Annotated in this window: 9 protein-coding genes; 1 reads left to right on the top strand and 8 read right to left on the bottom strand. The window is 43.0% G+C overall.

Features of this window, described 5'->3' with window-relative positions; genetic code table 11:
* The 4 genes from ACZLMD_RS07285 to ACZLMD_RS07270 form a co-directional block, all read right to left on the bottom strand.
* Positions 1-2,392, bottom strand: a 2,392-nt coding sequence (locus tag ACZLMD_RS07285) for a GLUG motif-containing protein (protein WP_489495450.1), incomplete at its 3' end; no start/stop codon positions are given.
* Positions 2,393-2,517: 125 nt separating this feature from the next.
* Positions 2,518-3,168: a TetR/AcrR family transcriptional regulator gene (locus tag ACZLMD_RS07280; RefSeq protein ID WP_489495449.1), complete on the bottom strand. Its 651-nt coding sequence runs from the start codon at positions 3,166-3,168 to the stop codon at positions 2,518-2,520.
* Positions 3,169-3,327: 159 nt separating this feature from the next.
* Positions 3,328-4,329 (bottom strand): type II toxin-antitoxin system antitoxin SocA domain-containing protein, encoded by a 1,002-nt coding sequence (locus ACZLMD_RS07275; RefSeq protein WP_484106850.1) that lies wholly within the window; start codon positions 4,327-4,329, stop codon positions 3,328-3,330.
* A gap of 30 nt (positions 4,330-4,359) precedes the next feature.
* Positions 4,360-4,746, bottom strand: a complete 387-nt coding sequence (locus tag ACZLMD_RS07270; RefSeq protein WP_118560157.1) for a hypothetical protein — start codon at positions 4,744-4,746, stop codon at positions 4,360-4,362.
* Between the two features lie 261 nt (positions 4,747-5,007).
* Between ACZLMD_RS07270 and ACZLMD_RS07265 the strand changes: the two genes are divergently transcribed.
* Positions 5,008-5,859 carry a TrmH family RNA methyltransferase gene (locus ACZLMD_RS07265; protein WP_484106849.1) on the top strand — a complete coding sequence of 284 codons (852 nt, stop codon included), beginning with the start codon at positions 5,008-5,010 and terminating at the stop codon, positions 5,857-5,859.
* A 31-nt stretch (positions 5,860-5,890) separates the two neighbouring features.
* Here the strand turns inward: ACZLMD_RS07265 and ACZLMD_RS07260 are convergent, their stop codons facing one another.
* The 4 genes from ACZLMD_RS07260 to ACZLMD_RS07245 form a co-directional block, all read right to left on the bottom strand.
* Positions 5,891-7,645: a 1-deoxy-D-xylulose-5-phosphate synthase gene (locus tag ACZLMD_RS07260; RefSeq protein ID WP_489495448.1), complete on the bottom strand. Its 1,755-nt coding sequence runs from the start codon at positions 7,643-7,645 to the stop codon at positions 5,891-5,893.
* 150 nt (positions 7,646-7,795) lie between these two features.
* Positions 7,796-8,599, bottom strand: coding sequence for a LytTR family DNA-binding domain-containing protein (locus tag ACZLMD_RS07255; protein ID WP_489495447.1), 804 nt, complete (start codon positions 8,597-8,599; stop codon positions 7,796-7,798).
* Positions 8,600-8,686: 87 nt separating this feature from the next.
* Positions 8,687-10,333, bottom strand: a complete 1,647-nt coding sequence (locus ACZLMD_RS07250) for a glycoside hydrolase family 43 protein (RefSeq protein ID WP_489495446.1) — start codon at positions 10,331-10,333, stop codon at positions 8,687-8,689.
* A 40-nt stretch (positions 10,334-10,373) separates the two neighbouring features.
* Positions 10,374-11,714, bottom strand: a complete 1,341-nt coding sequence (locus ACZLMD_RS07245) for a glycoside hydrolase family 30 protein (protein ID WP_489495445.1) — start codon at positions 11,712-11,714, stop codon at positions 10,374-10,376.
* Positions 11,715-11,716: the final 2 nt, after the last annotated feature.

Here is an 11,716-nt window from a genome sequence, read left to right as displayed (position 1 = left end):
AGGTATTCTTCTCTGTATTGGAATATTCATAGGACACTGCATCCCCAGTTTTGCCCTCGCATCCTTTATAGGTAGCATTCTTGTAAACTTTAGATCCACCTAAAGTCGGATAAGTGTCTTTTCCGATGGTCTGTCCCCAGATTGTGCCATCATAAGTCACTTCATCGATTGTGCAGCCCTGTGACAGGAGATAAGCAATTTCACCGGTCTTAAACTCATCTATCGTTTTGCCTTCGACTTTTTTGGTTGTTCCCTTATCATTGCCTATCGCATTTCCAGTATAAATGGTGCTGTCATAATAACAGTTTGTGATGGTTCCGTTATTCCATCCGTTCACGCCTCCTACATATCCACTACCACTAACACTACCGACATTATAGCAGTTTGTGATAGTTCCATTATTCCATCCGTTCACGCCTCCTACATAACGTTCTATACCACTGACGCTACCGGCATTATAACTATTTGTGATGGTTCCTCCATTATTATTTCCGTTCACACCTCCCACATTACCTTCACTACCACTGACGCTACCGATATTATAGCAGTCTGTGATGCTTCCGGTATCATTATCTCCGCTCACGCCTCCTACATATTCTAAGCCACTGACGCTGCCGGCATTATAACTGTTGATGATAGTTCCTTTACTATTATCTCCGCTCACGCCTCCTACAAAACCGCTACTACCACTGACGTTTCCGGTATTATAACAGTTTGTGATTCTTCCGGTATAATTATATCCGCTCACGCCTCCTAGAGTTCCGAAACCACTGACGCTGCCGGTATTATAACAGTTTGTGATAGTTCCGGTATAATTATTTCCACACACGCCTCCTACCTTGCTGGTACCATAGAAATAAGAATCCAAAATACCTGCATTGGCAATCTTACCATTGTTACGACCGAACAATCCTACATCATAACTATCCTCTTGATTGAAATACACTCCACTGATTGTGTGGTTTTGCCCTTCAAATATACCAGTGTATGGACTTGCGCTAGTAGCAATCGGTGCCCATTCCTTAAATGTTCCGTCATTCAAAGTTCCATCTGGCTTCAGAACATTTTTATTCACAACAATATCTTTTGTCAGAACTGCATTGGCTGATGTATTCTGCGTCACGCCCGAAAGTGTACCATTTACAAGCCCGGCAAACCAATAAAGCTGACCTGCATTACTGATCTCGTAAACCGCATCCTTGCTACCGTCCTCATCTATATCATACTTGTCTGTGGTGAGATTTGCCGGCTGATATACATTATTACATGCACAGAAACCATTCTCGCCGATGCTGTGAGTTTCTGTTTTCTTCGTCACATATCCGATCGGACAGTCCTTGCATGCCACATTTTTTATATGTTCCTTGTCATCTTTCCAAGTGTATGTAACATCACCGTCTGTGTTATGTGCATGCTCTGCTCCATCCACCAAGAGACTCGCACCATCTTCCAAAGTGAGTTTCTCCGGATTGGTAATGCTCGCACCACTCTCAAATTCAATGCTTTCCCCACTTGCAATCGTTAAATCTTCTTTTAAAGTGGCTTTACCATATACAGATGTTTTCGTTACATCAACACCCGTCTCATAGTCTTTCCATTTCTTTGTGATAACAGAGTTGCTACTATTAACATTTTGTATTACATCATTTTCTCCAAATACTTTACCAGTTTCCGCCAGAATCTGACTGCCTAATATAGTAATTCCATTCTTTGATGAAATTGAACTCGCCATATCCTCGGTACTCTTAGCTTTAACATAACTATCCGTTATACTTACTGTATTACCCGAAAGTACTGATTGAAATTTATCAACGCAGGCAACAATATGACTTTTCTCTATTGTCAAATCACCATTACATTCGATATCGACAGTTTCTGTTGTTGCTCCCGTAATCTTCAGATTGTTTGTCTGTTCAGAGTTAACTCCAACAGTAATCTCACCATTTCCGATCAGACTTCCATTATCATTGCCACCGTTTATTTCCAGTGTATTACTTCCACCATCTACATTAAACTTAATCTCTCCACTCAAGGTATTTCCCCCGGATAACAAAACGGTAAGATCACCACCTTCAACAGTAATATCTTGAACAGACGCATTTTGGAGTACAAGCTGATTCTTCGCACTATCATAATACCAATTTGTTCCCGCGTATAACGTATTCGCATTATCGGAAACTTCATCATCTTGAAGTTCCCCGTTCAAAATAATATATCTAAATTTCGAGTTATCATCCATTATGCATAAGGTTTGTGGAGCTTTTTCCGTTGTAGTCTCCTCCGCCTTCGCATTCATCACGTCCCAGCCGCTCACATTCACCGCTGACAGCACCATAAGAGCCGCCATGGCTCCGGCAAACATCCGCCTTATTCCTCGTTTTCTTTGTTTCATATCTTCCTCCTTTTCCTTGCGATGTACTCCCGGTATCTTCGTTTAGAAGATTCCGAGGGTACATTGTGTCATGCATCACTTATTTCCCTCGTCGGCACACACAACAAACATTGACTTCCTCTCTGTCACTCAGAGGTTTTTGCATAATTTAAGATCATTTCCTTGATCCTGAGTAACTCCGAAGTATAATCCTTGTTGTCCTCTGATCCCCAGATAAAACCGCCCGCATAATAGGCACATGCCGTCATCATCGTATGCACGGTCACACGAAAAAATTCCTCTCTCGGAATATCCGTGCGGAACGTATGATCCTCCTTAGCTTTCTCATACATCCATTCCAGTCTCGTATCGACCGAATAGAGCGATGCATGAAATTCCTCCAGCTGCTCCTCTCTTACGCCTTCATGCGTGACATAATGATTGAAATTGTCATTATACTGCAACAGGTCTTTGTGATACCGGTACATGTCAATATAGCTGTCCAGTGTAAAGGTAAAACGGTCGATCGCCGGAATATCTCCGATCGATGACAATGGACGCTTTGCATCCAGCTCATCCAGATACTCCTTCCACTTGGCAGCACAGACAGCAACCACCAGCTCGAGCTTATTCGCATAATAACGAAATAATGTAGCCCGCCCTATTCCTGCGGCACTTGCAATCTCTCCCATGCTGACCGGCTCGATCTTCTGTTCCACAAAAATTCGAAAAGCCGTGTCTATGATCAACCTTCTCCTCGCTTCTTTAAGACTTTCCTTCTTCTGTAACCGGCTCATAAAACAATCCTCCATGTGATACACCCTGTCTCAATTTTATATAAAGTTGGCTATGTTGTCAATAAAAACAGAAAACGCCCCATCAGCAACACTGACGGAGCATTTTATAGGCTATATTCTTTGAAGATGACCTACTCTCAAGATTTTATCTCCATAACATCATTTCATATAGCTTTGAATATAGCAATTTAATTTTTCTTCTGTATCGACACCATATTTATCAGCAACACTTTCAAAATAATTTTTAATTTCATCTTTGCTGATTATTTCTCTAGAAGGTTCTGAGGCTTCATATCCCATCCGGGCATTCTTCCAAGGATTTTCTTCATGTGTGATATCTTCTAATACTTTACCACTATATTTTCCAAATGTGTTAATCACCAAATCAATGACCATTTTTTCGTGTTCATCCAATTCTTCAAATCTATCTTTAAAGATTGCAAATCTTTCATCTTCGATCGGATTATATTTGAAGTTTCTAAACAAATCATATACTTCCTCATAAACCGGACCGTGAATCCAAGCCATGCAGTCCTCTTTATACAAAGGTTTGCCAAATAAAACCATATAAATCCCCTGTATAAAATAAAGAATCTTTTGAAGCGCCAATGGAGTAACTTCCCTCATTTGTTCAAATATATATGATATTGTTAATAACATTTTATCTGAAACACAAAATAACCCTGCTATTTCTTCAGCCGCCTTTATAGCTTTCTGATACGCAGTTTCTCCCATCTTCTCAGCATTATCATTCAAAAGTTTTATCATATAATTAGGTGACGACAACGCTTTCTTAATAATATCAGAATACTTTTTGGAAGGCATCTGTCCTGACAAATATCTGGTAATTGTTATTTCACCAAACCCCAGTGCAATCGATAAAGGTGCTTTCCCTATATTATAAATATCCATAATTTTCTGAATATCATCAATACTGATCAATCCTTCAGCCTGTCTATATTGTTCGTCAATAGATTTTATATTCAAATCGAAAAGACCTGGAATATCCATCTCCTTTCCACATTCATCACATACTGCAACAGCAATTTTAAATTCATAAGATTTGTCCTTAATTACTTTTTGTACAGTTTTCTTAATTATTTTGTATGATGTTTCTTTTCTGCATGAAGTACAAAAATCAAACTTTTTCTCCTTTACCATTTTATTGTCCTCCTTCTATTTTTCAATTGTCTATTTAAACATATACTTTATTGGATACTTCTGCTTGTGAAATGAAATTACAATTACATACCTTGATTCTAATTTATTAAACTTTATATACAGTGATACCTGTTCTTCTCCGGGCAAAAATCTACGCAACAAATTAACATTTTTGCCAAATACATATAACAGTTCATGCTCATACCCTCTATGAGTATTATGTCTAATCTCTGAGAAATCTGTAGCTTCAAGACTCAAAAGTATTTGTTTTCTCTTTTCCTCGCTAATAATATAATCTAAAAACAAATCCTGATTGTCTTTCCTGTTATCATTCATCTCTATTCGATAACAGCCCGCATTGATCGCTGCTTTTACTTCTTCAAGGTACTTTTCAATATCTGTAATTGTAATGTCCAAATTGTATCCCCTAATCTCTATGATGGTATTTTATCATTTTTCTATCACCACTATACTCTTATGATGTTTTTTTGTCAATATCCTATCATTACAAATCAAAAACATCTGGTCGCTTACAACCAGATATGGACGAAACATTATATTTAGAATAAATTTTGCTTTTTATAATATATAAACAGAAAACAAGCGTATCATAGACAGAATAGAACTTGTATGTTACATTGTATTGTGCATTTATAATTCCACTAACAGGAGGTTCCCATGGCAGAGATTATCCCAATTACTGATTTTCAGGCTCCGGAGCTTGATATATACGCACGCTGCTCCGAATCACAGCTTTTACATTATTATGAACCAAATGGCGGTATTTTTATCGCCGAAAGTCCCAAAGTGATCGAGCGTGCGCTGAATATGGGATGTGAACCGATCTCTCTTCTCGCTGAAACAAAGCATCCGGACACCAAGCTTGCCGGTATCATATCCCGATGTCCGGATATTCCGGTTTACACAGCGCCCTATGAGATATTAACAAAGCTGACCGGCTTTGCTCTCACAAGAGGTGCGCTCTGTGCAATGCGCCGTCCTGCTTTAAGATCCGTCGAAGGGCTCTGCCGGAATGCCAGACGAATCGCCATTCTGGAGGACGTTGTAAATCCCACGAATGTCGGCGCTATTATCCGATCGGCTGCAGCACTCCACATGGATGCAGTCCTTCTGACACCTGCCTGCAGTGATCCGTTTTACCGCCGTGCCGCCCGCGTGAGTATGGGAACTGTTTTTCAGATTCCGTGGACCTATCTGCCATCCGGTCCATCCTCTGCCACAGAGCAAGACAACGCATCCGCCGGATCATATATAAAACAGCTTCAGGAGCTTGGTTTTATCACGATTGCCATGGCACTCAAGGATCAGTCTCTGTCCATTACGGATCCCACGCTTGCAAATGCTTCGAAGCTTGCCATCGTCCTCGGAACCGAGGGGGAAGGTCTTTCGCAGGAGACAATTGATGCCTGTGACCACACTGTGATGATCCCAATGTCCCACGGTGTCGATTCCCTCAATGTGGCTGCTGCCAGTGCAGTGGCTTTCTTTGAGATCACAAAGGATTTGTAGCAATTCATTTCCTTTTGTATGTTCCCGTGAGTTACACAAGATTCATAACGTCCTCTGTAATCTGCTCCCTAGTCAGCCGGTTCTCCTTCACAACTTCAGCAGCGTCATAACGGTCTAAAAATTCCTTCTTCAATCCGTAGTTTAATACCTTCATATCGGAGTCTCCGTAGAAACGTGCAATCTTCTCACCGAAGCCTCCATCCAGGATGCCGTCCTCCAGCGTGATCACAACATCATGATCCTTCTTAAGATTCTCTAACATGTCCTGATCAATACCGGTAATATAATATGGATTGATCACGGTTGCCCTTGTGCCTGTCTTTTCCTCAAGTTCCTTTGCAACGCTTTGTCCCAGAGAATAAAAGGTACCAAGACCGATGACTGCCACCTTCTGTCCCTTCTGGGTGATCTCATATTTATTCAGGTCAGAGAAATCCTTTGTTACCTTCTGTCCGTCAGACACAACAGGACCGCCCGGAAGACGGATCGCTACCGGATGCTCATTCTGCTCCAGACTCCAGTCAAGCATCGCCAGATACTCTTCCTTGGTGGTTGGTGCCAGATAAACAAGGTTTGGAATATTTGCCATCATCGGAATATCATACAGACCGAGATGTGTCACATCGTTCATTCCGTAAACGGTTCCCCAGAAGGTTACGATCGTTGCGGCATTATTGTTAATGCAAAGATCCTGTGCGATCTGATCATAGGTTCTCTGTACGAAGGTGCTGTATACACCCCAGACCGGCTTTCCACCGTTTGCGGCAATTCCGGATGCAAGTGCAACGGCTGTCTCCTCAGCGATTCCCACATCGACAAACTGCTTGCCTGCCAGATCACGCTTGTCCTTGGTAAAGCCTAAAACGGTCGGTGTTGCAGAGGTGATCGCAACAACAGCCGGATCCTTCTTCATCTTATCAAGCAGAAATTCAGCCGTAATATCGGAATAATCCTCGCCCTGCGGCTGATCGAGCGCCTCTCCGGTCTCAATATTAAATGGTGCATTGTAATGCCATGCCTCTTTGTTCTGCTCTGCCGGCGCATAGCCCTTTCCTTTGAGAGTTTTGATATGAACGACAACCGGCTTGTCGCTGTCCTTTACACTCTGAAATGCCTCGATCAGCGCCTGCACATTGTTGCCCTCATCAACGTACACATAATCCAGTCCCATTGCGCGGAACAGATTGCATTCTGCCTGTCCCTTTGTGTCGCGCAAAAGCTTCAGATTGCTGTATAAGCCTCCATGATTTTCAGCAATGGACATATCATTATCATTGACAACAATGATCAGATTGCTCTCAAGCTCTGCAGCAAAATCCAGTCCCTCTAATGCCTCACCTCCACTGAGAGAACCGTCTCCGATCACAGCGATCACATTGCCTGTTCCGCCGTTAAGGTCACGTCCCTTTGCCATGCCGCATGCCAGACTGACAGAGGTAGACGTATGACCTACCGTAAAGTGGTCATGCTCACTTTCCTGCGGACTGCTGTAGCCGGTCACATCATCGTAATGCTCTTCATACAGATACGCATCCTTTCTGCCGGTCAGCATTTTATGTGGATATGTCTGATGGGACACATCAAATACAATCTTATCCTTTGGTGATTCAAACACGTAATGAAGTGCAATCGTTGCTTCCACCATTCCGAAATTCGGCCCGAAATGACCGCCATGGATACTTGCTCGTTTTAAAAGAGCCTGTCTCATCTCATCTGCGAGCTGTGTCAGCTGCTCTCCGGATAACTTCTTCACGTCCTCAGGTCCATTGATCTGCTCTAAATACATGTTCTTTCCTCCTTGTTTTCTCATTTATTTCTACCGGAAACCGGTTGTAAAAAAACTTGCGTTGTTTCACCCAACAACGCAAGTATAACACTTAAAGTTCACTTTAAGTCAAGTTCTTTGAGATCGACTTTTGTAAACTTTATAATATTTTTATTTTTGGTCGGTAATCTGCCTGCGGATCGCCGCATACTTTCTCGTGGAGATCGGCACACTGCTGCCATCCGTCATCACTGCCTCATACCTTTTGACCGACTGCACAAACGCCGGATTGATCAGATGACTCTTGTGGATGCGCAGGAAGACATCCGGGTATTTCTCCTGTATCGCAGAGATTCCCTCCGAGCTTTCATAGATATTATTCACACAGTAAATCTCGGTGTAATGTCCCATACTCTTCACATGAAGCACCTCATTGTCCGCCAGATATAAAAGACTGTTGTCCCTGCCCCGGATCATCAGATGCTTTACAGCAGTCGTTATGCTAAACATCTTTGCGACCGGCATATCCGTAAAATGTACGGGATAGATCACGTCTCTGCCATCCATCGGGATCGCATTCGCAATAAAGCAGGTTCGGATCTTCGGCTCAACGCTGTAATGCCCGTCTTCAGCCGTCTGCCGGACCTCCTTCCAGTTTAACAGGATCCTCTGGTCACAGCGGATCACTTTATTGTCCGGATAAAAGGTATCCACCAGGAAGGTCACAAGGATCTCACAGGTGTCCCGCTCCTTCCACAGAAGCGATGATTTCATATCAATCGTCTCAAAGGTCAGCGGATTATCCTCCTGCGCAAATGTCTGCGTGAGCAGCTTTTTAGAATGAATAACCTGCCCCTCGCACGGTCCGTACCAGTCAATTTCCTCATGCATAACGTCCACAAAGGGCTGAATATCATTTTGATAATAATGCACGATAATGTCCATACTTTTGGACACCAATTCGGATGTGTTCATTCCCTTGTCCTCCCATTTCCGTTCTCACCCGTAGCATAATTATCTTATAAATATCAAAAAAAATCAAGAAGAGCTCCCTTTCATTTTCTATTCCACCGCTTTGTCTTCTTTGGCACAATATTCAAAGAAATCAAAGTCCGCATAATGCTTGTGTTTTACGCGGTCCGCACAGGTAATGCCGACCATTGTTCCCGTGAATTCTCCGTATTTGCAATACTCATCGGAGAACTTTGTCGTGTCAAACGGAATGCCGATCTTTTCGTAATGGGAGCCATCATATCCCCAGTAAAACTGTGAATGTTTTCCGTTAATTTCAAGGCGGAAATAGATCGGTACATCCTCTACGCCGGTACGGGTATTAACAAACTCTGTCTTCACCCCGTTTTCCAATGCTATAATGGAGATGGCACTCTGTCCGAGCGTCTCGCTGTAATATTTGCGCAGGTTGATATAATTCATATTATCATAGTACAGGATCAGTCCTGCGGAATGCTGATGCACCTCCGGCACAAATTCCATTTTGGTCGTGATCGTCGCATAAACGCTTGTCAGCTTTCTTGCAAGAATGCTCACCTTATTCAGGGAGGTTCTTGACTCCTGTCCCCTTAATCGGACATACCCTTTTCGTGCATGAATATCGGCAAAGCTCTGTGGCATGATACGCGGTGCATAATAGAAATTGCCAAGCTCCTCGTCGTCAAAGTCATCAAAATCAGGGATCTGCGGTACCTTGTATTCCGGCAGTGCACTCTCCTCGCAGTATTCCTTTGCGATATTGGTGCCGTCCGCCATACGCAGCCAGCCGTCCGGCGTCCACTCCATTTTCTGGATCGCCGTCTCACGTCCCAGTGTGCAGCGAAGCTCCGGTCGGAATGGTCTTGAGCACAGATGCACCAGATATATCTCACCAAGCTGTGTCTCGACATAGCTTCCGTGTCCCGCCTTTTGCAGCACGACATCCGGGTTGAAATATTTCGGTTTCAGATGATCCGGATCGTGTCTTTCATTGGATACCACCGGATTGGAGGTTACGATCGGATTCTTCGGATCTCCCTCATACGGTCCCCATACGTTTTGGGAACGCCCCATCGTCACACAATGGTTATAGCCTGTACCACCCTCGGCACACATAATATAATAATAGCCGTTCCGTTTGGTAAGATGCGGTGCCTCGATGCAGCCACGGTCTGTGCCTCCACGCCAGATGCGCTTCGGATAGCCGATGATCTCCTTTTTCTCCGGATCATACTCGGAAAGTGCGATCACGCCCGGCTTCTCATAGCCCTCTCTTGTCTCCCAGTCCAGAGAAACAATATATTTTCTGCCGTCATCATCGTGAAGGATCGATGCATCAAAGCCGGAGGAATGCAAATAAACCGGCTCACTCCACGGTCCCTTAATATCCTTTGCCGTGATCAGGAAATTATCCACATCAAAGTAACGTGCATTCATCGAATTCATCACACCGTAGATCACATAGAACAGATCCTCCTGCTCGCAGTAGGTCAGGCATGGTGCCCATATTCCCTTAGCGGACGGCAGCTTCTTCAGATCAGGATTACTGTCGTCTGTCAGCACATGTGTATAAAGCTCCCAGTTTTTCATATCTCTGGAATGATAGATCGGGATTCCCGGAAACCATTCAAATGTCGATACTGCGATATAGTAATCATCTCCCTTTCTGCAGATGCAGGGATCCGGATTAAAACCCGGTAAAATTGGATTTCTAATCATCTTTCTCTCCTCTCAATTTTAAAAACGTCCGTATTTCCATCTACCGACCGCTAACAACACCGCTGACAATACTTCGCGCCGATACCGTAATATCCGCTTCCTTTCCTTGAAGCCTTATGTGCACCGGCACAGCTTCTACACCGCGGTTTAACAGGATCAAAACAATGGTTCCGTCGGGATTTTCCCAGGCGGTCACATCAATTGCATCTGTATATCTGCTGAAACCAAGCCTTACCGCACCCTCCCGGATAAAATGCGAAAAATGCCAATAGTAATCCGCACTCATTCGCTGTATCAGCTCTTTGTGTTCCACATCATACAGAAAAGGGGCATCACAATAATTTCCAACATGATTGGGACCTCCCTCTTTATCCAAAAGGATATTCCAATCAAAAAATGAATTCAATCCATGATTTAAATTCCCAATCATATCATGTGCCAGACGTCCCGCATTAATTTCTTCTGCGGACGGATTAAATTTATTGTATTCCAGACAGCTTTCTGACAGAATCAGTTTCTTATCCGGAAATTGTTTCCGAATAAGATCCAGTGCCTCAAAATGATCTCCACTGTACCAGTGAAATGCAACTCCGTCAATCATGTGATCCGTCTTTTCATCGATCAACTCACATGCCCTTTCAAAAGCACGTTCCTTATTATGATCCCACACAAACACCTTCACATGTTCCAGTCCTGCCCGCTCCATAGCCGGATACAGATATTCCGAAAGAAACTCCTTTTCCTGAGCTGAAGAATACACACAGGAATCCCATGTCTGAACAGCTTTTGGTTCATTTTGCACAGAAATCTGCTCCACCTCATATCCGCGTTTCTCAAACTCTGCAATGTATCGGCAAATACATTTTGCCCATAAGGGATAAAACTCTCTTTTCAGACTTCCACCATTTTTACGGGCACCATTTGTCTTCATAAATGCAGGCGGAGACCACGGTGACAGCATTATTTTTAATGGTCTTTGCGCTGTTTTCTGTGCAGCCTCCAACAATGGCAGAATATATTTCTCTGTATCCGTAAAATCAAATGATTCCAAATCTCTGTCCTGCGGGTCTTTTATCGCCGAATACAAATGAGTCGAAAAGTCACAGCTGTCCATATGAATCCGCACTCTAACATAGTTCATGTGATCCGGATCAAAATATTTTGTGAGCAGCTCCTTCTGCTGCACGTCATTCATTTGTTGAAATACATAACCTGCAGCATCAGTAATTGCTCCACCAAACCCTTCAAAGGTCTGGTATTTTATCTGAGGATAAATATTAATTACCTGATCCTCTACTCCTGTATCATCAATAAAATCTACTGTTTTCTCATTTCTTAAGAGTTTTTGTTTTCCAACACTTTCCACAAATGTAAATTTCATGA

It is taken from the genome of Jutongia sp. (assembly GCF_057878315.1).
This window is presented reverse-complemented; position numbering and strand designations above follow the sequence as displayed.

Coding starts and splice junctions, on each gene's coding strand:
- ACZLMD_RS07280 (WP_489495449.1), bottom strand. CDS start 3,168: ATGAGCCGGTTACAGAAGAAGGAAAGTCTTAAAGAAGCGAGGAGAAGG.
- ACZLMD_RS07275 (WP_484106850.1), bottom strand. CDS start 4,329: ATGGTAAAGGAGAAAAAGTTTGATTTTTGTACTTCATGCAGAAAAGAA.
- ACZLMD_RS07265 (WP_484106849.1), top strand. CDS start 5,008: ATGGCAGAGATTATCCCAATTACTGATTTTCAGGCTCCGGAGCTTGAT.
- ACZLMD_RS07260 (WP_489495448.1), bottom strand. CDS start 7,645: ATGTATTTAGAGCAGATCAATGGACCTGAGGACGTGAAGAAGTTATCC.
- ACZLMD_RS07255 (WP_489495447.1), bottom strand. CDS start 8,599: ATGAACACATCCGAATTGGTGTCCAAAAGTATGGACATTATCGTGCAT.
- ACZLMD_RS07250 (WP_489495446.1), bottom strand. CDS start 10,333: ATGATTAGAAATCCAATTTTACCGGGTTTTAATCCGGATCCCTGCATC.
- ACZLMD_RS07245 (WP_489495445.1), bottom strand. CDS start 11,714: ATGAAATTTACATTTGTGGAAAGTGTTGGAAAACAAAAACTCTTAAGA.